16 protein-coding genes are annotated in these 21688 nt (G+C 52.2%); 6 read left to right on the top strand and 10 right to left on the bottom strand.

What is annotated here, in order from left to right; all coding sequences use genetic code 11:
• The gene (gene arnB / locus AFL22_RS18155) at positions 1 to 1137 is read right to left on the bottom strand and encodes a UDP-4-amino-4-deoxy-L-arabinose aminotransferase (protein WP_052271862.1); all 1137 of its coding nucleotides are present in this window, start codon (positions 1135 to 1137) and stop codon (positions 1 to 3) included.
• A 697-nt stretch (positions 1138 to 1834) separates the two neighbouring features.
• Here arnB and AFL22_RS18150 point away from each other — a divergent pair.
• Positions 1835 to 2413 (top strand): YceI family protein, encoded by a 579-nt coding sequence (locus AFL22_RS18150; RefSeq protein WP_033774155.1) that lies wholly within the window; start codon positions 1835 to 1837, stop codon positions 2411 to 2413.
• Positions 2414 to 2435: 22 nt separating this feature from the next.
• Here AFL22_RS18150 and AFL22_RS18145 read toward each other — a convergent pair whose 3' ends face one another.
• From AFL22_RS18145 to AFL22_RS18130, 4 genes are all read right to left on the bottom strand, one after another.
• The gene (locus AFL22_RS18145; RefSeq protein WP_052271861.1) at positions 2436 to 3221 is read right to left on the bottom strand and encodes a hypothetical protein; all 786 of its coding nucleotides are present in this window, start codon (positions 3219 to 3221) and stop codon (positions 2436 to 2438) included.
• Positions 3218 to 3718 (bottom strand): sigma-70 family RNA polymerase sigma factor, encoded by a 501-nt coding sequence (locus AFL22_RS18140; protein WP_082239223.1) that lies wholly within the window; start codon positions 3716 to 3718, stop codon positions 3218 to 3220. The genes AFL22_RS18145 and AFL22_RS18140 overlap by 4 nt, the downstream gene beginning before the upstream one ends.
• Positions 3719 to 3754: 36 nt before the next feature.
• Positions 3755 to 4291, bottom strand: coding sequence for a tetratricopeptide repeat protein (locus AFL22_RS18135; protein ID WP_010257155.1), 537 nt, complete (start codon positions 4289 to 4291; stop codon positions 3755 to 3757).
• A 143-nt stretch (positions 4292 to 4434) separates the two neighbouring features.
• On the bottom strand, positions 4435 to 5448 hold the full coding sequence (locus AFL22_RS18130; RefSeq protein WP_052271919.1) for a Gfo/Idh/MocA family oxidoreductase: 1014 nt from the start codon (positions 5446 to 5448) through the stop codon (positions 4435 to 4437).
• Between the two features lie 108 nt (positions 5449 to 5556).
• On the opposite strand from AFL22_RS18130, the gene AFL22_RS18125 reads away from it, so the two are divergent.
• The 3 genes from AFL22_RS18125 (at position 5557) to AFL22_RS24670 (ending at position 8051) form a co-directional block, all read left to right on the top strand.
• A complete protein-coding gene (locus AFL22_RS18125; RefSeq protein ID WP_052271859.1) occupies positions 5557 to 6567 on the top strand; it encodes a LacI family DNA-binding transcriptional regulator in 1011 nt (336 codons plus the stop codon).
• 602 nt (positions 6568 to 7169) lie between these two features.
• Positions 7170 to 7613 carry a PACE efflux transporter gene (locus tag AFL22_RS18120; RefSeq protein ID WP_033744181.1) on the top strand — a complete coding sequence of 148 codons (444 nt, stop codon included), beginning with the start codon at positions 7170 to 7172 and terminating at the stop codon, positions 7611 to 7613.
• 234 nt (positions 7614 to 7847) lie between these two features.
• Complete coding sequence (locus AFL22_RS24670; RefSeq protein ID WP_010257166.1) at positions 7848 to 8051, top strand: Hha/YmoA family nucleoid-associated regulatory protein; 204 nt, start codon at positions 7848 to 7850, stop codon at positions 8049 to 8051.
• Positions 8052 to 8588: 537 nt separating this feature from the next.
• Here the strand turns inward: AFL22_RS24670 and AFL22_RS23575 are convergent.
• Positions 8589 to 8801, bottom strand: coding sequence for a DUF333 domain-containing protein (locus AFL22_RS23575; protein WP_223566314.1), 213 nt, complete (start codon positions 8799 to 8801; stop codon positions 8589 to 8591).
• A gap of 656 nt (positions 8802 to 9457) precedes the next feature.
• Between AFL22_RS23575 and AFL22_RS18110 the strand changes: the two genes are divergently transcribed.
• Positions 9458 to 12355 carry an autotransporter outer membrane beta-barrel domain-containing protein gene (locus tag AFL22_RS18110; RefSeq protein ID WP_052271858.1) on the top strand — a complete coding sequence of 966 codons (2898 nt, stop codon included), beginning with the start codon at positions 9458 to 9460 and terminating at the stop codon, positions 12353 to 12355.
• Between the two features lie 40 nt (positions 12356 to 12395).
• Positions 12396 to 12713, top strand: coding sequence for a NirD/YgiW/YdeI family stress tolerance protein (locus AFL22_RS18105; protein ID WP_033760000.1), 318 nt, complete (start codon positions 12396 to 12398; stop codon positions 12711 to 12713).
• 62 nt (positions 12714 to 12775) lie between these two features.
• Here AFL22_RS18105 and AFL22_RS18100 read toward each other — a convergent pair whose 3' ends face one another.
• The 4 genes from AFL22_RS18100 to AFL22_RS18085 all read right to left on the bottom strand — a co-directional run.
• Entirely contained in the window at positions 12776 to 14020 is a 1245-nt protein-coding gene (locus AFL22_RS18100; RefSeq protein WP_010257175.1) for an HlyD family type I secretion periplasmic adaptor subunit, read from the bottom strand.
• Positions 14017 to 16239: a type I secretion system permease/ATPase gene (locus AFL22_RS18095; protein WP_256850032.1), complete on the bottom strand. Its 2223-nt coding sequence runs from the start codon at positions 16237 to 16239 to the stop codon at positions 14017 to 14019. Before AFL22_RS18095 ends, AFL22_RS18100 begins: the two co-directional genes overlap by 4 nt.
• A 142-nt stretch (positions 16240 to 16381) precedes the next feature.
• A complete protein-coding gene (locus AFL22_RS18090) occupies positions 16382 to 17596 on the bottom strand; it encodes a TolC family protein (RefSeq protein WP_072123945.1) in 1215 nt (404 codons plus the stop codon).
• 393 nt (positions 17597 to 17989) lie between these two features.
• The coding region (locus tag AFL22_RS18085) for an Ig-like domain-containing protein (RefSeq protein WP_197276790.1) at positions 17990 to 21688 on the bottom strand (3699 nt) is incomplete at its 5' end.

Here is a 21688-nt window from a genome sequence, read left to right as displayed (position 1 = left end):
TCAGGCTCCGGCAATGTCATGTAAAGCCTGAATCACACGTTCGACATCCTGATCCGTCATTGACGGAAACAGTGGAATCGAACACATCTGCTGGCTGTTAAGTTCACTGGCGGGAAGACGTAAATCGGGATAGTGCTCGCGATAATATTTATGGGTATGCGCCGCACGGAAATGCAATCCGCTGCCGATATCCTGCGTCTTCAGTGCCTGCATAAAGGCATCGCGCGACAGACCGCAGCGCTGTTCATCAATGCGAATAATAAACAGGTGCCACGCATGCTGATGTGGCCAGGCGGGCAGTGACAGCGGCGTGAACGGCAGCGTGCGCAGCGCTTCAAGATAGCGTTCAGCAATCTCACGGCGGCGGGCAATAAAGCCCGGCAGTTTCTTTAACTGCACCAGCGCAATCGCCGCGCTGATATCGGGCAGATTATATTTAAAGCCCGGCATCATGACTTCCGCCTGCGGCAGACGCCCCTGGGTATGACGATCAAACGCATCCACCGCCAGGCCATGAAACTTCAGGCTGCGTATACGATCGGCGAGAGTGGCGTCATCGGTCACCACCAGGCCCCCTTCCGCGCAGGTGATATTCTTGATGGCGTGGAAAGAGAAAATCGCCGTACCACGATGCCCGATCGGTTTTTGGTGATATGTGGTGCCCACCGCGTGAGCCGCATCTTCAATAATGGCAATCCCACGCTGCTCAGCCAGTTGATAGATTGACGCGAGATCGGCAGGTGCACCAGCGTAATGCACCGGAATAATGGCGCGGGTGCGGGGCGTAATCGCCTGCGCTATCCGGTCCGGCGTGACCATCAGGTTGTCGGGATCCACATCAATCATCACCGGCGTGGCACCCAGAAGCGTGATCAGGTTCAGGGTAGAGACCCAGGTCATGGACGGCGTGATCACCTCATCGCCAGGCCCGATCCCCATCGCCATCAGCGTGACATGCATTCCGGCAGTGGCAGAGCTTACTGCAATGGCGTGCTGGTTGCCGGTCATCTGAACAAAGGCCTGCTCCAGTTCGGCGCATTTTGCGCCGGTCGTTATCCAGCCAGAGTCAAATACCGCTTTAACAGCAGCCAGCTCTTCATCACCGAATGAAGGCCGGGAAAATGGCAAAAAATCCATGCTAAAACTCCTGCAGATCAAACCCATAAGCTGTCGCGCGTTGTTAATCAGGCACAACGCCGGAAAATAATTGAAATAGCGAATGACTCACAGTCGGCCAGGGTGTTATCGACACCACGCTTTCCCGTTCTGGAATTAAGGTTACCGGACTGCTAATACAAACTACCGTATGAAAGTTAACTGAACATTAAATGAAGAGTGTGAATTGAAATAAAATCAAGGGAGAGCAAGTTAAGGATTTCAGAAAAAGTTCACTATTAAATGGCTAATAATAGGCCTGGCCTCAACTCTTTTTGATTTATTGATATTTTGTTTAAAAACAGCAGGCTCTGTCAGTCACCAGAGCAGGGTTCAGCTCATCCGGATGAAGTCACTTCTGGAGAGAAAAATTAACACACTGATATTGCTGGGCTAAATTCAGCCTGCTACTCACAGTATCACATCGAAAAAAATAGCGATCCGCTCATATCAGGAGAATCACAGATTAATAAAGCCGTCTTAATGTATTCTTAATATTTTTCGTTATTAATGTTCTGCCCTTGCAATAATCATTACACTTTGGTGATTCTCAGGTGACAGTCAGTTAATATCTGTCAGATTATCTGTGCCTGTAAGGTAAAAACAGTGCTAAAAAAAGTGAATAGGATCGCGGTTTCAGGCGTTAACGTTGGGTCTGCCTAAAAAAGAGAAAATAGTGATGATGCGTGCCGCCTGTTTATGCACTCTGTTAGCCCTGCTCAGCCCGGTGCTTTACGCCGCGCCGGTAACCTATGCCATTACCCCCGATAAAACGTCGATAGGCCTTTCATGGCGCGCCTTTGGTCACCAATTTTCGCAGGCCAGACTGCAGGGTGTGACCGGTACGGTGACACTCAATCCTGATGAAGACCGTGACGATCATATTGAAGTGACTATTCCGGTAGGGACGCTGGTGGCCTCGAACAGCCTGTTAACCTGGCAACTGAAAAGTAACCTGTTTTTTGATGCAGAGCGTTACCCAAACATTCACTTTGTCAGTAGTCGCGTGGCCTCACTGGGTGGCGGCAATTATCGTATTTTTGGTGTGCTGACGGTTAAAAATGTCAGCCGGCCAGTCGTGATGCTGGCCTCGCTGGACAGCGGAAAGACAATTGATCCGGCTTCAGGTTCGCTGGCGCTACATGCCTCCACCGCCATCTCCCGCTCAGCCTTCGGAATGGATCGGCTGGTCGGGGTGGTTGATGATCGCGTCAACATTGCGCTGGCCATTGCCGCGCAGGGCAGAAAGCCGCTGTAGCGGTAACCGCTGAAGGGTCCGATTAACTGAGTGCTGTCTGCAATGTTTCCGCTGTGGCAGCCAGTTGAGCCGGTGGGTTGCGGCCAATCAGCACATACTGATAGCCGTCACGCTTCCACCAGGCCAGCTGCATGCCATGGCGCTTTTCATGGGCGATGGGATTCGCGCTGTCCGGCTCAGGCGAGATACAGAGCGCCATCGGGCCATAATCAGCGTGCAGCCAGGCGATTTGTGCAATCGACGTCCGTTCGTAGCGCAGGATCCGCACCATTTTCAGTTCAGCTCCTGGCAGGCTGAGTTGCTGTGGATGCATCTGCAATCCTAAATCGAGTCGGGTACGCTCCAGCCCCCTTTGCAGCATGGCGGCGTCATCAGGTGTGTCGGCCAGCGTTTCAGCACTGTAGAGCGACATATAACGCGCCTCCAGATCGCGGATATTCTGGCTTTCATCTTTCTCATCATCTTCCGGTCTTGCCAGGAAACCGATGCCACTGCCCACCAGCAAAAAGCTGACAGACGCAGCAATCAATGCCCGACGGCTGTAGCCTTTGGCTGGCATTGACTCTGGTGCCGTGATGGCTGCCAGTTGCTGTGCCATTCTGGCCTGCGGTGCCTGTTCCAACAGCGGCGCAAAAGCCTGTTCAAAATCGAGATTACTTTGCTGTAAATGCTCAACCCGTGCCGCCAGTTCGGGATCCCCTGCCATCGCCTGCTCAAACTGCACGGCTTCCTGTGGCGTCATCTCACCATCCAGCCAGGCAACGATTGCCTCATCGCGCCACGGTGGCGTAAAAGTTTCCCTGTTCATCTCCGTTTCTCCTGCGGTGCGGGCGAGGTCGCCGGCTGTCTGGCCAGCGTGGCACGTGCGGCGGCCAGACGGCTCATAATAGTGCCAATCGGAACCGAGAGCGTCTCTGCCGCCTCCTGATAGGTCAGACCTTCGACATACACCAGAAACAGTGCATTACGCTGCGCCTCGGGTAAGGCGTTAACCTGTAGCATAATGCGCTGAAAATGGCGGTTGTCGTCGCTGGTGGTGTGGTTATCTGCGGCCATCAGCGCATCGGGATCCACGAATCCCTGTCCCTGCCGGACCTTTCGCGCCCATAAATCACTGGCCCAGATGGAGTGAAGGATCGAAAAAAGCCATCGATCAATGCGTGTGCCCGGCGTGAACTGCGCGCTGCGTTCCAGCGCGCGTACGCAGGTTGACTGCACCAGCTCTTCTGCCATGTCACGGTTGTGTGACAGCACATAGCCGTAACGCCAGAGCCGCGTCAGATGTTCCGCAAGGTGCTGACGGATGTCACTGTGAGTGATTTTTCGCTCCTCCCTGCCGCATCAGACCTCGGGGTGGCCATTGATTGCGGCCTGCAGATCGCGGTACTCCTCGCAGTCTGTGCCACAAATCCCGGCAATGGTTTTTAACTGTTCACGCGCCAGATCCGGACGCCCTTTGATCATCCAGGCTTCGCCCAGATATTCACGCACTTTAGCGTAACGGGGATCCAGTGCAATGGCGCGCTGATAATAGCCAATGCCCTCGTCCGTGCGGCCCAGTTTACGGGTGGCGTAACCACGATAGTTCCAGGCTTCACGGGTATCCTGATTTTTCAGCGTATCCAGCAGGTTCAGCGCCGCCTGATATTCGCCCTTTTTCGCCAGATGCCAGGCATAGCGGGTTTTATCGTCGTCACTCAGCTTGCTGGTCTTCTCAGGCACACAACTTTTAGTGTGACTGTCATAGACCTGACCTTTGGGGCAGTCAGGCGTCTTTTTATCACTGTCATTGTCGCCCATCGCCATACTCAGCGGAGAGTGCAGCATCAGCAGCAGTGCCGGAACGGCAAGCAGAGAAAAACCAGAACGCGTTGTCATAATTTATCCTTATCGGGTCTGTGAGACAGGCGATAAAGCCCGCCGGATGCAGTCCGCTAGCGCGGCGCTGTACGGTAAACAGCTCAGCGCCGGTTTCTATTCGATAAAAATAAAATTATTTTTTGCCCGGGTGCCACGCTGAATCAGAACGGTAGTTTTTCCACCGCACAGAAACGCCGTTCCGCCAGGGAGATCACCGCAGCTTCCGCAATCGCCTGGGCTTTCAGTCCATCCTCAAGGCCAGGAAGATCGTCAACCTGCTCACCGTTCAGCGATCGGATAAACGCATCCAGATGAGCATAGTAAGTTGGCTGCACCCGGCTGAACCAGTCGGGCAACAAGCCTGGCTGCTGAATCTGCGCACCCTGATAGCAGCTGACGCCGCGCTGTGGCTGAGAGGCTGATTCCAGCATCCCGTGCGGTCCCATCACACTGATGCGTTCATCGTAGCCATAGCCGGTGCGGCGGACATTATCGAGCTGTGCCAGCGCCCCGCCCTGCAGCCGCAATAGCAACGTGCTGGTGTCCACGTCGTCAAATTCGCTGATCGAGGGCAGAGCCAGCGCTGCACCCATCGCTGCCACCTCGGTCACCTCCTCTTCAGTCAGCCAGCGCAACAGGTCAAAAAAGTGGATAGCCTGATCGCGCATCTGTCCTCCGGACGCCTGAAGATAGGCCAGCGGCGGCATGGCTGAGGAGCGGCAGACCATCTGAATCAGTTCCGCCGGGCCGATCCGCCCCTGGCGGAGTTGTTGCTTCAGCTGTTGATGGCTGACATCAAAACGCCGATTAAACCCTACTGTGACCGGCACGTTGTAAGGAAGAACATTAGCCACGGCAGAGCGGGCCCGATCAAGAGAGAGATCGACCGGTTTTTCACAGTAGATGGCTTTACCGGCGCGGGCTGCGGCTTCCAGTAAGTCAGCATGGGTCGGCGTCGCGCTGGCGATCAGCACCATATCAATCTGCCCATCATTTATCGCCTCGGAGACAGACGCGGACCGGGCACCAAAGCGGGTCGCAAAGGCGGCGGCGCGAGTAGGTTCTGCATCCGCGACCCATACCAACTCAACTCCGGGGTGCGCCTGAAGATTCGCGGCATGAACTTCACCAATAAAGCCACACCCCAGCAGGGCAACACGTTGCTTTTTATTCATTTTTTTGAACTCCATCATAGTCCGGCAGAAAGATGCATCTGCAGGATAACGCTGCGTTTTACACTGGCGGCACGGTGTTTTGAGGTGTTTACCTCAGAGGAGATCGGCATGTCGCTGAAAGAGGTCGCCCGACGGGCAGGTGTGGGACTGGCAACCGTGGATCGGGTGCTCAATGAACGTGGCGGCGTCGCGCCGGAGACGGTTCACAGGGTGCTGCAGGCAGCACGTGAAGTCGGGCTGAAGCGGATCCTGCCGGAGGAGCATCGTCATCCGTGGCAGATAGAACTGCTGCTGAGCAGCAACGATTCGTTTTTCTTTAAGCAGCTGGCACAGGATTTTACTGAGGTTGCCTCGCATCTGGGCTATCGCCGGTTAACGCTGCGCCGCACTTTTGTCCCCGAGGCTCAGCCAGAACGTCTGGCAAAGCTTATCAGGCAGGGCGGTGAGACACGGGATGGTCTGATCGTTTTTGCCCATGAACATCCGGCGATCTATGAGGCGCTGGACCATTGCCAGGCGCGTGGCGTACCGGTGATCTCGCTGGTCACCGATTTACCCGGTGCCGCCCGACTCTGTCATGTGGGGATCAATCAGTTGCAGGCCGGACGTACAGCCGCTCAGCTGATGGGCAAAATGCTGCATCAACCCGGTGAGGTGTTGATGGTCAGTGGGCACCGGGATTACAGCGCACATCGTCAGCGTATTGAAGGGTTCCGTGACCTGATAACCAGTCGGTTTCCCCATCTTCAGTTACGTGAAGTTCTGGCCGCCCAGGAAAATCGCGACACCCTCAGTAAGTTGCTGGAGAAGCAGCTGGTTCAGAGCGGTCATCTCCAGGGCATTTATAACACCGGGCTGGGGAATACCGAGATCGGGCAGGCGCTGGCACGACATCGTCGGCTGAATCAGTGCATCTGGATCACTCATGAGCTTTACGCCACCACCCGCACGCTGATGGCGCAGCAGAGCGTTGCGCTGACACTGGATCAAAACACCGGGCAGCATGCCCAGCTCGCGCTGCAGCTGATGCTGAATTATCTGGAGCAGGGAGAGAAACCCGATATCTACATTAACGGAAAAGTGGATTTCATCATTTATACGGCAGAAAACTGTCTGTAAAGATTGCCCGTTGTGTCATATCCACCGGTAAAGAAATATGCTTTACCTGCCGTCGATCATTGCATTCAGCACTATTTCCCGCGCGAAGCAGTGCCCGGGAAAGTGGCTCACTGGCTCAGAAGTGCATAGAAAACAGCCTGCCACAGATAATCTGATCGCAGTGACAAGCTGAAACCGCCCCTTTATGTCAGATAAAAAATCTAACTATCATCTAAATATTAAAAGATAAATCTATATATGCATTTTTTATGGTTTTAATATTCAGATGCAGGCTGATGACGTTAATATCGTATCCGACTGAACAAACAGCGAAGTGAAACGGGTGAATTAATGTGCGACAGAGGTGCGGAAACAGAGCAGGAATAACACTCGCAGTCCTGAACGGTTAGCCATTAAAAGCGTACTTTGCAGCGTTGATCAATATCAAAACTTAATGGGTTTTTATCGTCATATTCCTATTGGGTTTCACTTTCTGCCAGGTTGATGCTAAGTTCTCGTCGGTTTAAAACAGGGCAGTATGAAGAACCGTTTCACTAATATTACGGCCACCCTGAATTTTTCCTGCGCCAGTTCGGTGCCTGACTAATTAATGAGCGTATGATTTGGAAAAGTGTTTATATCCGGTGCGTACCAGAACTGAGAGAGTGCTGCACGCGGTGGTATTCGAAGTTGTCGCTAATGTGCTGGTTTTCTTTATCCTGATTATTTTTACCTCCGCAGCACCATCGCAGTCGTTGTTGCTTACATTGGTTTCATCAACTCTGGCTATGGGATGGAACTACCTTTTCAACCTGATGTTTGACAGTGTTCAGCTAAAAACAGGATTTAAAAAGAACTTGCGAGTGAGATGCCTCCATGCCGTTCTGTTTGAGGCGGGTCTGTTATTAGTGTTAATCCCCTTTGCAGCATGGTGGCTGGATATTACGCTATTCTCAGCATTGAGACTTGAATCCGGACTGGTGCTATTTTTTCTGACCTATGCTTTTCTGTTCAATTTGTTATGGGATTGGGGAAGATCAGCAAAATCAATGAAGATATTAAATTAATGTATCATGCCATTAAAATTTACTTTCAGAAATTAACCTTTCGCTTAGCCGGCTAATGGAACTTCGCGTGCGAGTGATCGCGCCCGAATGTATCCGATGCGTAAGGAAACAAGTATATCTGGTGTCAGGAGCCGCTTACTCTCGCCTGGCAGCATTGATATAACGGCGCGTCTGCTTAAATTAAGTTCAGACTGCGTATAAGCTCATTTCACAGGTTAAATCAGCAAGAATATTATGGACAAAGTCTACTATCTGAATAAGTTAAGGAACTGCCCGTCAACCGATATTCTGGATATCGTAACAAGCTATATGCGGAAAAAACTGCCTGGTGACGACCTCTCTTCATTTGAAGGCGCTTACGATCATCGTAAAGCCGAACTAATAATGAATGAAACCTACAGTGAAGTTCCTTCAGAAGTATGGAGACTGGTGTGCTGAGGTGAAAAAAGGAGGGCAGGATCACTCATAACCCATTATCTGCTGAGGGCTGATCACCCTGCAGATCATCAATTCCTGATAATCCTGGCGCGATGCATTTTGATCTCCGTCGGGCAGAATCGGTGAACAGATAAATCAGAGCATCACCTTTAGTGCTGTGATGCTCTGTCATTCTCAACAAACGCACGACATAAAGCGCTGTAAGAAATAGTAAGACAAACCTGCCAGACCACTGTAAACCGTTTTAAATATGACGCCAAAACTGGCTTCATCTGTTGTATTCAGAAAAGCTCGTACAAATAATGCCTTCCGGACTCACACGACTACGATAATGATTATCTGTTCAGGCGATATGCTGCCAATTTAGCTCATGCTCCACCAGCACCGATCCCGGAACGGCAAATCGTGTCAGGGTGATAAAAAAGGCTGCTCAGTCGTTAAGCAAGGGTGTATTAAGCACATTCAGATGATGCAATACCATTAAATTTAAATGTTGTTCGCCCGAACAGGGAGCATGCAGGCGAACAAAACGGGAATTCATTTCAGATGGTCACGATGATACAGAGCCCACTGCTCAATCCTTTCTCCAGAGGGTAGCAGGCAATAGGTTGTTATACCTGCCGAAGATTTTTCCTGGACCTGCTGACCACCGCGATTAACGCAATATTCACTGGCTGGATTACGCATTGTTAAACGCTGCGGTTCCTTGCTGTGCGGTGTGCAGGCGATAAGTAGTGAAGCCAGTAACATCAGTGAAACTCCTGCTAACCTGTTTGTGACGAACATAAAACCTCTCTTAACCTTATTTTTGTGAATTAAGCATTTACCCTCCAGTGGTGTGATTAAGTCTGATAGCACAACAACGACTTTATCAGGAATCCTCCTTTCTCCGGCCACATGTTAACCTCAGGGGTGACAATCATCATGTTTCCATTCTGCCGTCCACTCTGCACTCACCTCTGCGGGTAGCGATACATAATTATAGCGTGCTGCCACTAAACCCGCGCTTAACAACCTTACGCGACACATAAGCAGATAGACCTTTAATGCAGTGATTAAAATGAATAAAGCCAAAATTAGAATGCATGTGACGATAATTAACAAAAAACCCATTATTACAATCGATGCATTATCTTAATTTTTAATGGAAATTCCTCGCAAATAGGGCATCGCCTTTAACGTTTACTTAAAACAGGCACACTTGCGATGCCTTTACATAAATCCTTTTCCCGCTGCATAATCCCGCAACATTTGTATGTGCACTGCCATTAATGGGATCAATAAAACCTACAACTTATTGGTATCGCTTAAATATCGCTGCTGCTTAACACCTGAATAACAACTCATGATTCAGGTGCCATTTAACGATCAGACTATTAATAAAATCTTAAGGAAGAGTGACTGAGATGAATAATAAATTCCCGCGAAATAAAATCGCAAAAGCACTAATGCTGGCAAGTGGGATGGGGGTTGTGCCTCTGATTAGCTATGCTGCAGTCATCGGAAGCCAGACAGGCAATGAGATCATCTTAACTGATGGCACCACGCTGATTGCCGACCAGTCATCTGGCGACGGTTATTATGGCATCCTGGTTAATGGCGCTACCGCCGCAACGGTTACCATCGGCAGCGGCAGCACAGTTCGCGTGACAGATGCTGAACGTTATGCAAAAGGGATTTTTATTGAAGCGGCAAACAGTGAATTTACTGCAGATAAGTTAACCCTCAACGTTTCCGGTAAAACAGCGGTCGGCATTGAGTTCGGCGGAAAAAATGTAACCGCCAGTTTAGGATCCGGTTCCTCGGTCACCACGGTAGCATCAGGTGATTCTTTCGCCGAGGGCGTCGTTGTCAGCAATAGTTCCTCGCTGCAGGCAAATAACCTGCAAATAAGCACCCAGGGCACTGGCGGAACGGCTCTGCGCGTCAGTGGTTACGGAAGTCACGCCAGTCTGGGCGACGACAGTAATTTACAGACGAATGGTCTTAACAGTAATGCCGTTCAGGTTGATAACCTGACCGGTGAGTCGATTAATGGCGTGGCCACGTTGAAAGCAAATGCATTGACGATCAACACCCTTGGCAATAATTCGCAGGGTATTAATATCCAGGATAATGGTTCTGTTGATCTGGGCAGTAACTCGACCATTATTACCACTGGCGATCTTTCTGCTGGCATCTGGAGCTGGGGTGAGCTGAAGGCCGATCATCTGACAATCAGTACTGCGGGTGAGACCTCTGCAGGTCTGTCAGGCCGTGACAACAGCCTGTCAAACATTGGTGCTGGTAGCGTGATCTCCTCTGATCAGACTGGCGGCATTGTGGCTATGGGCGACAATGCCATCGTTAACTTCATTGGCAGTGAAGAAGAACGCAATACGGTCTATTCAGCAGGTTTTTATGGCGTATCCGCACAGTCAACCGGCGCAACCATTAATCTGCAGAACACCGATATTATGATGAAAAATGTGGATACCATGACCCTGGGTATTTGGTCCACAAGCGGTGGCACAGTTAACGGTGATGCAGTGACCATTACCGGCCCGGAGAATGCTACAGGTGTCTACGCCATGGCTGGTGGTAAAGCGAATCTTACGGGTGATTTGACCATTGATATGAGCTCCCCGGATGGGATAGCCATGGCTACGCGATATGATGAAGGTTATACAGCAGGTGTCATCACCACCGACGGAAAAGCGCAGATCGTTGGTAGCGTTTTATCCCGGGCCGGACTCATCGACCTCAATCTGACATCGGGTTCACTCTGGTCTGGCAGCGCCAGCAGCGATAACGTCAATAATGGCCATCTGAACGTTAATCTGACCGACAGCACCTGGAATGTATCGCGAACATCCAATGTCGATAATCTGACATTGAGTAACTCGCTGGTTGACCTCTCTGCAGCCTCGGATGACGCAACCTATTCAACATTGACTATCGCCAACCTCAGCGGCAGCGGCGACTTCGCCTTGCGCACCAATCTGGCAGGCGATGGTGCTGGCGTGAATAACATTGGCGATAAAGTTGTGGTGACAGAGAGTAGTTCCGGTGATTACGGTCTGACCATACAGAACCGCGGCAGTGCCGTCACCACTGGCAACGAAGTACTGACTGTGGTTGAAACGACTGATGGCATCGCCACCTTTAAAGGTAACGCCGACGTGGAACTTGGTGGCTATGTTTACTCGGTCAATAAGCAAGGCAACAACTGGGTACTCTCCTCACCTAAAGCACCAGAAACCCCTGAAGCAGATGATCCGGCCGTTATCCCTGCGGATGAGCCTGCCGCGACTCCTGCTAATGAGCCTGCCGCGACTCCTGCCAATGAGCCTGCCGCGACTCCAGCCGATAACGGTGGCACGGCGCCTGCCGGGCAAGACAACGCAACTTCCCCTATTACCAGCACGGCCAACGCAGGGGCTAACTTCCTCAACACTGGCTATCTGATGAACTATGCCGAAATGCAGACGCTGATGCAGCGTATGGGTGATGTTCGTCAGGGTAAGACAGCCGGGAATGTCTGGCTGCGCGCTATAGATGGACGGTTCAGCGGCTTTGATAATGGCAAGCTGAGCCGTTTCAGCCTGAACTACACCGGTTATCAGTTTGGGGTCGATAAACGTTTGTCCGATGAAATTCCGATCTATCTGGGCCTGTTCATGGGGGTAACTGAAGGATCGCCTCATTACCAAAATGGTAACGGCAACATCCGTTCTGAGCATTATGGCTTCTACACCACCTGGGTAAATGATGCCGGTTTCTATGTTGATGGCGTTGTGAAAGTCAACCGGCTAAGGAATCAGTTCAATGTTCACGATACACAGAATAACCAGGTATCCGGTAACGGTGTCTCTTCAGGTCTGAGCGGATCGCTTGAGGCGGGCAAAAAGTTCAGCTTCTCTGATCGGCTGGCAGGTTTTTATCTTGAACCACAACTACAGCTGACAGCAGGTCATCAGGATGGTGCTTCCGTAGGTGCGTCTAATGGTCTCAATATCACACTTTCAAGCTACAAATCACTGATGAGCCGGGCAAGCGTGCTGGCAGGGTATGAAATCAATCAGAGCAATTACAAACTCAACACCTATGTAAAAACGGGTGTAATGCGCGAGTATGCCGGGGATGCTGCTTATGCTCTGAACGGATCAAATGAACGTCTTTCCTTTAAAGGAAATGGCTGGAATAACGGCGTCGGCCTGAGTGCCCAAATCAGCAGCCATACGCTCTTCCTGGAGGCCGATATGGTAGACGGAAAACGTTTTAACCAACGTCAGGTTAATGCTGGCTACCGTTTTAGTTTTTAGAATCAACGTGCAGCAAGCGCTCGTATAACAGGAGGTGTTAATGAAAAAAACATTATGGATGCTGCTGGCCTTGATCTGCTCAGGATCCGCTTTCGCACGGCAGGAGTCCACCATCGCAGAAGCAAAAAACATGCGAGACGAACGTCATGTTACCCTTACCGGTACGATTAGTGGACGGGCTGACGATGACCACTACTGGTTACAGGACTCAACGGGTCGTATCCGTATTGATGTCGACGAGGATGACGAAGACGACGACGGCTTCCTTATTGGTAAAAAGGTACGGATAACGGGTGAGGTAGATCGCGATGACGGGCATAGCGAAATCGATGTTGATCGGCTCTTCATTCTGAAATAATTCCGGACTTCTGTGTAAAAAAGCCAGCTATAGCGCTGGCTTTTTTACATTCAGGGCAGGTTTTACTTTTCGCGAAACGCTTCCTGTACGCGCAACAGAGGACGCAAGAGATATTGCAGCAGGCTCTTCTCGCCCGTACGAATATCAACGGTGGCCGTCATACCGGGAATAACCCGTAGTTCCTGACTGCCGCTTTTCGTCAGCGTATTATTTTCCGTTAATACCATCACCCGGTAATAAGTATCATCGACGCCTGGCCTGCGGGCAGCCTTACTTTCCTCATCTTTTAGCGCGCCCGAACTGATACTTTGAACATGTCCGGTCAGGCCGCCATAAATCGAATAGTCATAGGCAGAAATTTTTACCACAGCTTCCTGACCGGGCGCCAGAAAAGCCACATCAGAGGGCCGGATACGAGTTTCCACCAGCAGCTGGTCATCCAATGGTGTCACCTCCATTATTGCGGCACCAGGCTGGATCACACCGCCAAGCGTATTGATTTTAATACTGTTAACAATGCCTCGTACTGGCGTGCGGACTTCAGTACGCTCAAGCGTATCATGGCGGCCATGGGCAGTTTCCTGCAGGCTTGTCATCTCAACATCGACTTTGGACAGTTCATCGTTAGCCTCGTTACGGTAGCGGTTTTTTCGCTCGGTAATTTGCAATTCGGCATCATTCATCTGACGCTCAAGTTTCAGAACCTCAGTTTTTGACAGCAGCGATCTGGCTGAGAGCTGTCGCGCCATTTCAAGCTCTTTCTGCAGCAATGTTTTTGACTTCAGATAGCCCTCTATTGACTCATTTACCGCCCTTTTGCGTAGTTTCCAGGCATCGGTTTCACGGGTAACCAGTTCAGGTACTTTCATGACCTCTGGCGGGAACACAAGCTCGCTGCCGGTCGCTTCTGCTTCAAGACGCGCGGCCTGGGCTTTCAGTGCCAGCAGGCGGTTAGCGCTTTCGCGGAAGGAGGCTTCGGCGCGCGTGGGATCGATTTTGGCCACAACCTGACCTTTTTCAACCGTATCGCCTTCATGCACCATTAACTCCTGCAAAATACCGCCCTCCAGGCTTTGCAAAACCTGTTCGCGGGAACTGGGAACAATTTTGGCTGACCCGGTTGTCACCTCTTCGATGTTGAAATTGGCGGCCCAGACGATTACCAGCACCATTAACGCCACGCTGCCCCAGGCAATAAATAGCCAGCCTTCCCAGCGATCCTGACGGGCGGCCCTCACCATGTCACTGGCTGTATGTTCGGTCAGGCGCTTTTGGTCAACGTTTTTATCAGGGGACAGGCTGCTCATACTGTTACCTCGCCAGATTGTGGCTGACGCTCTGTGCTTATCTCAACGCCAGCATGTTTCGCTGCGTTACGCAGCACCGATGCGGCCGGGATCTTCCCGCTGTTTAATAAACCGATAATCTCTTCACGCGGCCCATCAGCTACTTTGATGCCTTCATCCATCACAATCACCCGATCAACGTATTTCAGCACTGCCGGACGGTGGGTCACGATAATCACGGTTCGGCCTTCCATTGCCGGGATGAGCGCCTGCAGGATAGTGCGTTCCGACCCCATATCCATCCCCGATGTAGGTTCGTCCAGTAGCAGAACATCCGGATTCGACAGAATGGCGCGAGCCAGGGCTATCGCCTGCTTTTGTCCGCCGGAAAAGTTTTCACCACGCTCACTGACAGGCATACCAAAGCCCATGGGATGGGCCGCGACAATATCACTCACCCCGGTCATTTTTGCAGCGGCCATCAGTTCTTCGTCGCTGGCATAGGGTGCTCCCATCACCAGGTTGTCACGCAGCGAACCATACATAAAACGTGGTTCCTGATTGACCAGCGCGATACGAGTCCGTAATTCCACCGGCTCGACCTGGCCAATATCTACGCCAGCAATGGTGATCGTGCCTGTTGTGGGTGGATATAGCCCAACCAGCATGCGCAGCAGCGAAGATTTACCGCTGCCCATTTTGCCCAGTATGGCAACCCGCTCGCCCTGACAGAACCGGACATCAAGCTGCTCAACGATGGCCGGTAAATCGTCTTTATAACGTAATGAAACGCCCTGACAGACAATCCCGGTCTGGCTGCCCTGGGGAAGCTGCACATAAACCTTCTCATTATCGCGTTCAGCAGGGGCCTGCATCACTTTATTGAGGATGGCCAGCGAGGTTTTTGCCTGCTGAATACGCAATCCCAGTGCGGCAAGCGTTGCTATGGGCATTATGGCGCGCCCCATCAGGGTCATAGTGGCAATGATGCCCCCCATTGAGATATCACCATCACCGACCAGATAAGCACCCCAGACCAGCAGAATAACGGTGCCAAACTGCTGGGTCGTCTGAATAACGCTTGAGCCCATAGTGGCAAGGAACCGCGATTTCATATTCACTGCAGAGAGTTTTACGCTGGCAACATCGTGTTTAGAGGCGACCAGGTTTTCAGCACGCAGAACTTTAATGGTTTCAAGATTATCCAGTGATTCAATAACCAGACCGTAACGGTTACTGCCTATTTTCATTGACTCTTCAGCGTGGCGTTTCAAAGGGATCTGCATCAGCAGCACCATCGCCACGATGACCACTAATATCAGGATCACACACCAGACCAGTGGCCCGGCAACCAGATGGATTACAACCAGGAAGAGTAAAACAAAGGGTAAGTCAGCAACCGTCGTTAAAGCGGCTGACGTAGTAAGCTCGCGGACGCTGTCAAAGCTTTGCATGACATTGCCAAATGCACCGCTGGATTGGGCTCGACCCGACATTTTGCCGTTCAGCACGTGACGAAAAAGTTGTGCGCCCAACACCAGATCGATCTTTTTACCGGCGCGATCGGTAATCCAGGCCCGACCCAGCCGTGCAGCCAGTTCAAACAGCAACGCCAGACTCACGCCGATAGCCATCGTCCAGAGTGTTACGTAGGTCTGGTTAGGCAGTACCCGGTTATAAACCGTCATGGTGAATACGGACATCGCCAGAACGAGCAGGTTAATAACGACTGACAATGCGGCGGCTTCAAAGATATAACGTTTGAATCCCCACAAAGTATTCCAGAACCAGTGCCCTTTACCGACATGGACAATGTCATCGGCACGATGATCAAGATAAGACTTAGGTCGCAGCAGCAACAACTCGCCGCTATAGTGCTGAGCCAGGCGAGCGAAATCGACCTCAACAGGCTGGCTGCCCAGTGCGGGATCGATAATGGCGCACTTCTTTTCGCTACACTGTGTCAGCACGCAGTAGCCCGTTTCCAGACGCATGATGGCGGGGAGAACAAAGCTTTTCACATCCGTCAGGTCAATCTTCTGCCAGGCAGCACTCATGCCGCGGCTCTGCAGCGTGCGCAATGCCCAGTCATTCTGGGCGCTGATATCAGCGTCTGGTGGAAATGCAGGCATACCCACACGTAAAGCATTTAGCGTAAGCCGGACGTCAAACAGGCGCAGTGCGCTTTGCAGTGCAACCAGCAAAGTCTCCTGCGTATCTGATGGCGATCTGGATAACACTCTGTTTTCAGCATTCAGTTCAGAGCCAGCAGGCTCAAATTGTATATCAGTCACAATGGCGTCCCCTGGACAACTAATTCATTCTGGTCTGGCGGCAAAGCATGACAGCGGCCAGAAATACTCGTTTTTTACGTCAGCGTGATTAGTGCACCGCTTCGATGGTATTCGCTGGTAAAGCGTTAACCTTCTGCACCAGTTGGCTGGTTTTACCCAGTGCCGCAACGATGTTCCATTGCGCAGCCAGATACTGCATCTGCTGCTCCTGATAACTTGCGAGACTGGTGTAATAGTCGGTAGCAAACGAGATTAAATCCGTTAACGGACGCTGCCCCGCGAAGAACTGTACTTCCCCCGCTTTCCAGGTTTTCAACGCGGTTTCTGACTGTCTCTGTAATGCATTGAGCTGGCGTTCACGAAGCGGTAAGGAGACCCACAGCTGATCCAGCTGCTGTTTCAATGTCCGGAGTGTTGCATCCTGATCCGCCTCTGCGGCAATGAGTCGCTGAGTTTCAGCTTTGGCATTTGCCCTGCCAGCCCCACCATCCCAAAGATTGATATCGCTGCTCACCTGTAACGTCACCGCTTTAAACGGTTCCATTTCACCGTTGCGCTTTGGACTGTCCATACTCAGTTGCACACTCCATTTCGGCCTGTTCCACTTAGAGGCCAGATCCACTGCGGCTCTCGCTTCTTCTTTACGCTCGCGTGAGACCGCCCAGTTGGGATTTTCTTTCAGTACCTGTTGTGCCTGTGCCAGTGACGCGGGCAACAGACCCGCTTTTTTCAGATCGGGCAGGCCTCTGGTGATAACAATCTCGTGGTTCAGCAGCGAGCTGAGTTGCTGCTGCGCTTGTATATAGGTGGTGTAGCTCATTTCACGACTGGCAATCACGGAATTGAGGCGAGTCGCAACCTGATTGATCTCAGAAGCTCTGCCGCTATCAATACTGGCAATATTCTTTACCCGATTAAGCAGATCCTGCAGTGCGTTAATTTCTTTATCCAGCACAGCGACCACTGTGGCATTAGTGGCTGCAGAGGTGAAAAGAGAAAGCACCTGCTCGTTGAGATTTTCGCGCGTGACATTTACCTGAGCCTGCTGCATGGAATAAGCAGCCTGCTTTCCGGCAACGCTCGCATCAGTACGTCCGTGATCGTAAAGTAATTTACTTACAGTGATATGCGGGGAGACCGGGTTATTCTCATAACCGGGTTGACCTGAATATCCTGATGCGCTGATACCCGTGCTGATCTGAAAACCATCAGCGGCTTTTGCCTGATCGATATCATACATAGCACCGGTGCTGTTTGATAAAGCAGACTTTACCGATGGATGGTCGGCTGTCATACGAATCATTTCAATAAAGTCCGTTGCATGGGCATTTAACAGGGGATTAAAAAATAGCAACCCCGCAATTAAACCATGCAGCGAACATCTGGATTTTGTAGTGAACAAGTTTTTTTTCATAGTTAACTCAAAATAACAAATAAAGTGGGATGGCTAATTTCTCTGTCGCTAATTCAATCCTGCGACCGGAACTGTTTTAACCGCCCGACATGTCATATGGCAACGTTAATTCTGCTAAAAAGAAATATTTAGGTTTTACATGCTGCTCACATGCCTTTATTTATTTTTTTCATCTGCGCAATCAGATCTGGGGCTCACCTGATGGGCCTGCCTTAAACAGGCCCATCAGGTGAGTTTGATGTGAAAAAAAGCTGGCGATGACCGAAGTCATCGCCAGTTCTATCAGATAACGTTTAAGCCATGCTGGATTAACAGCTTGACAGTGGTGTCATCATTATTGGTATAGACGTCATAATTAACGCCATTTTCAGTTTGTGCGGCTGAAGCCGTCCATTCTGATTTTCCAATATTAACGGTATCAGTTGCATTACTATTGTTTGAACTTCCCACATCTCCCGTAATATGTAATGTGTTCGCTTCACTACCATTATCTTTAGTAATTTCGAGCACATCGCTGACGCTGATAAATAATGTTTGCGCCGTGTTATTACCCAGATGGATAGCTTCAATTCCACTAATTTTGCCTGATACCGTTCCGAGTTCTAAATCGTTATTAGAATCCCAGACCAGCTTATCGTGACCTTCTCCTCCTTTCACACTGCTAAAATGAGTACTGTTAATGACGATAGTATCATCGCCCTCTTTTGCATCGACGGAATTCGCGCCGCGTGCATCCAGTACATCATTACCTGAAGTGCCATTAAGATCGTACTGAGCAGGTTGATACTCAATATGCGTCGATCCCGTTTCAGACGTCAGTCCCAGTGTCTCGTTCAGATCAACTAAGCGGCCTTTGATTGCTGAGCCATCGCCGTCGCCCACGCCCTGATCGGTCCAGGTCACGTAGAGCTGACCGCCCGCCAGGAAGGTCGCATCGACTTCAACCTGCTCACCATAGGTCAGCTGGTTGATCTGGATCTGCTGGCCCACTTTATTACCCGCAGCATCAAAGTACTGTGCGTAGATACCGCTGGTACCTGCACCCGGCGCGATGTCGGTTGTTGACAGGAAAACGGCAATAAAGCTGCCGTCAGCCTGACTGACCACCCTCGCCATGTGCTGATCGCCAGCCGTCGTGGTGTTGATCAGGAACTCGCTGGTCAGCGCCGTACCGTCTGCCGCGTAGATGCGGCCCCAGACGCTGTAACCATTCTGATCCGGTCCGCTGGTATCGTTAGAGTCCCAGGTCACCACGTAGTTACCGTTTTGCAGCGCACTGACTGCGGATGACGCCTGATTGTTAGTCAGGGTCTGGTTCGCTACGAAGCTGCCTGTTACAGCATGCGTTGACGGATCATAAACTGACACACCAACATCATATCCAGTGGCTTTAATCGCATAAGTAATCGCAACCTGGCCATTTTCCAGCGTTGTAACAGATGGTAACGGCTCCCATTCAGGAATGATGGCATTTGCGTTCAGGGTCGTGGTTGCCAGCACGGTCTCCGCCGTGACCGGCGTGCCGTTTGCGTCATACTGACGGCCATAAACCGTCCAGTTGCCGTTCAGGCTCGCTTCCCAAACCACCAGATAACCGCCGTCTTCCAGCGAAGTGATCACCGGAACGCGCATTTTGCTGGCGGCGGTGCTGGAGTCCACATTGTACTCTGCGCCATTAGTCACGACGCCGTTCACGTTACCCGCACCGTCGTAGCTGTAGGTATAGCCCTGACCCTTGATATGCGCACCGGAATCCGTGCTCCACACCACCTGGAAAGTGCCATCTGACAGCACGGTAACCTGCGGCGTGATCTGGTCGCCCGCTGTGGTGGTGTTCACCGTGAACTCCGCCCCGACCGGCTGACCTTTCGCATCCAGCAGCTGGCCCTTGACACAGCTGCCGGAGCCGTCTCCGCTCGCCGACTGCCACACCACGATGGCGCCGCCGTCCGGCAGGCTGGCTACCGACGAGACCGTCTGCGCTCCCGTGGTGGTGGTGTTCACCGTGTACTCGGAGTAGAACGCCGCATCCACGTCAATCACGATACCTTCAATGCCGGTTCCCGAACCGTCCACGTTGTCCGACTGCCACGTCACGTATACGCTGCCGTCCGCGGTCAGCACGGCGTCAAAGATGTGCGTTGCATCCACCGAGTCGCCACCGGTACCCTGGTTGCCGCTCGTGGTGGTGTTCACCAGGAACTCGCGTCCCACCCTGTTATCGTTCGCATCAAAGCGCTGTGCGTAGATGGCCGAGCCATCCCCGTCGCCGCCTTCAGAGCCCCAGATAAGCAGGTAGCCGCCATCATCCAGCGCCACGCCGACCGGCTTATACTGCTTGCCGCTGGTGTAGCTGTTGACGATGAAGTCACCGCTGCCGACCAGCGTCAGCGTCCCGGTGGCGGCATCCACGCGGTAGTGCACTGCGCGGATGTCAGAGCCGCTGGTGCCGCTGTCGCTGCTGTCCCAGAACACCACGATGCTGCCGTCGTTCAGGGTGATAACGTCCGGATAGTTCTGGGAGCTGTCCGTGGTGGTGTTCACCTGGAAGTTACCCCCCAGTGGCGTGCCGTCTGCGGCAAAAATCTGCCCGACAACCCCGCTGCCGCTGGTGTCACCCGGACCGCTGGTGGCGTTCCACACGGTCACGTACATGCCGCCGTGCGCCGCATCGGTAAAGGCCGCCATTTCCGACCCGCCGGAGCTGCCCATGCCCTTGCCGGTTGCCACCGTCACTTCGCCCGTCACCGGCTGGTTATCCGCCCCGTAGCTGCGCTGCACGATGCCTGTGCCCTGGTCTTCCCAGCTGATGATGTAGCCGCCGTCGGCGGTTGCCATCGCACCCGGACGGTTCTGCGCACCGCTGTAGGTGGTGTTCACCTGGAACTCATCGGTCACCGCCTGGCCATCGGCGCCGTAGCGGCGCGCCATCACGCCGTCGCCGCTGTTGTCCAGTCCGTTAACGTTGGACTCGTAGACAATCAGAAAGCCGCCGTCGGTCAGCGCGATCACCTGCGGGCTGTCCTGATTGTTGGCCGTGCGCTGGTTCACCTGCTGCTCGGTGCCGATTTTACGTATACCGTCGGCCTCAAAGAGCTGCATGTAAACTTCGGTGCCGGAGACACCTGCGCCCTGCCACGTCACCACGATGCGGCCGTCCGCCAGCCGGGTCGTCGACGGGTTAAGCTGGTCTCCAGTGGTGGTAGTGTTCACCTGCATACTTTCATTCAGCAAGCTATACGTAGCCAGTGCAGATCCCTGGAAGGCCACTGTATCGCCCTTGTTCCCTGCTGGATCGATAGCGTAGATCTCTCCTGACTCGCCAGCTGAGATTGGGTTAGGTGCTATCACCCATTTACCCTGCTGATCGGCTACTACGCTATATTCCGTGCCGTTCTTATCGACAATGACAACCACAACGCCAGGCTCAGTAACACCGCTCAGTGACTCCTCTGAGTTTCCTGAAATCCCAACGTTAGGCGCTGTGATATCGATAATAAAATCCCAGCTACTGCTGATTTCACTGACGTTACCTGCAGCATCCGTTGCCGTCGCCGTAATACCGTGTGTCCCTTCCAGCAGGTTAGTGGTCGGCGTATAGCTCCACTCACCCTGTGCATCTGCCGTCACTGTCGCAAGCAGGATGCCATTGTCATAAAGCGTAACCAGCGAGCCTTTTTCCGCCTTGCCGGTAAAGGTCGGCGCCGGATCGTCAATGACATTACCTGCCACTGGTGAGGTGAACTGCAATGTACCGACGTCATCCTGTAATGACTGGATGATCACTGGTTCTGGCGGTGTGGTATCCACATTCAGGGTAAATTTCGCCTCGCTGCTGTTGCCCGCTGCGTTGGTTACCGATGCCGTAAAGACGTGCTCACCGTCTGCCAGCTCCGCCACCGCGAACGTCCATACGCCGCTGCTGTTTGCCGTGCTGCTGCCCAGCACCGCGCCCGATTGGTCGCTGATGGTCACCACCGC

Source organism: Pantoea sp. CFSAN033090 (assembly GCF_001264395.1).
GTDB classification, from domain to species: Bacteria; Pseudomonadota; Gammaproteobacteria; order Enterobacterales; family Enterobacteriaceae; genus Pantoea; species Pantoea agglomerans.
This window is presented reverse-complemented; position numbering and strand designations above follow the sequence as displayed.

What these genes read in the sequence shown, in the direction of transcription:
- arnB (WP_052271862.1), bottom strand. Translation starts at nt 1,137, where the DNA reads ATGGATTTTTTGCCATTTTCCCGGCCTTCATTCGGTGATGAAGAGCTG.
- AFL22_RS18150 (WP_033774155.1), top strand. Translation starts at nt 1,835, where the DNA reads ATGATGCGTGCCGCCTGTTTATGCACTCTGTTAGCCCTGCTCAGCCCG.
- AFL22_RS18145 (WP_052271861.1), bottom strand. Translation starts at nt 3,221, where the DNA reads ATGAACAGGGAAACTTTTACGCCACCGTGGCGCGATGAGGCAATCGTT.
- AFL22_RS18135 (WP_010257155.1), bottom strand. Translation starts at nt 4,291, where the DNA reads ATGACAACGCGTTCTGGTTTTTCTCTGCTTGCCGTTCCGGCACTGCTG.
- AFL22_RS18130 (WP_052271919.1), bottom strand. Translation starts at nt 5,448, where the DNA reads ATGAATAAAAAGCAACGTGTTGCCCTGCTGGGGTGTGGCTTTATTGGT.
- AFL22_RS18125 (WP_052271859.1), top strand. Translation starts at nt 5,557, where the DNA reads ATGTCGCTGAAAGAGGTCGCCCGACGGGCAGGTGTGGGACTGGCAACC.
- AFL22_RS24670 (WP_010257166.1), top strand. Translation starts at nt 7,848, where the DNA reads ATGGACAAAGTCTACTATCTGAATAAGTTAAGGAACTGCCCGTCAACC.
- AFL22_RS23575 (WP_223566314.1), bottom strand. Translation starts at nt 8,801, where the DNA reads ATGTTACTGGCTTCACTACTTATCGCCTGCACACCGCACAGCAAGGAA.
- AFL22_RS18110 (WP_052271858.1), top strand. Translation starts at nt 9,458, where the DNA reads ATGAATAATAAATTCCCGCGAAATAAAATCGCAAAAGCACTAATGCTG.
- AFL22_RS18105 (WP_033760000.1), top strand. Translation starts at nt 12,396, where the DNA reads ATGAAAAAAACATTATGGATGCTGCTGGCCTTGATCTGCTCAGGATCC.
- AFL22_RS18100 (WP_010257175.1), bottom strand. Translation starts at nt 14,020, where the DNA reads ATGAGCAGCCTGTCCCCTGATAAAAACGTTGACCAAAAGCGCCTGACC.
- AFL22_RS18090 (WP_072123945.1), bottom strand. Translation starts at nt 17,596, where the DNA reads ATGATTCGTATGACAGCCGACCATCCATCGGTAAAGTCTGCTTTATCA.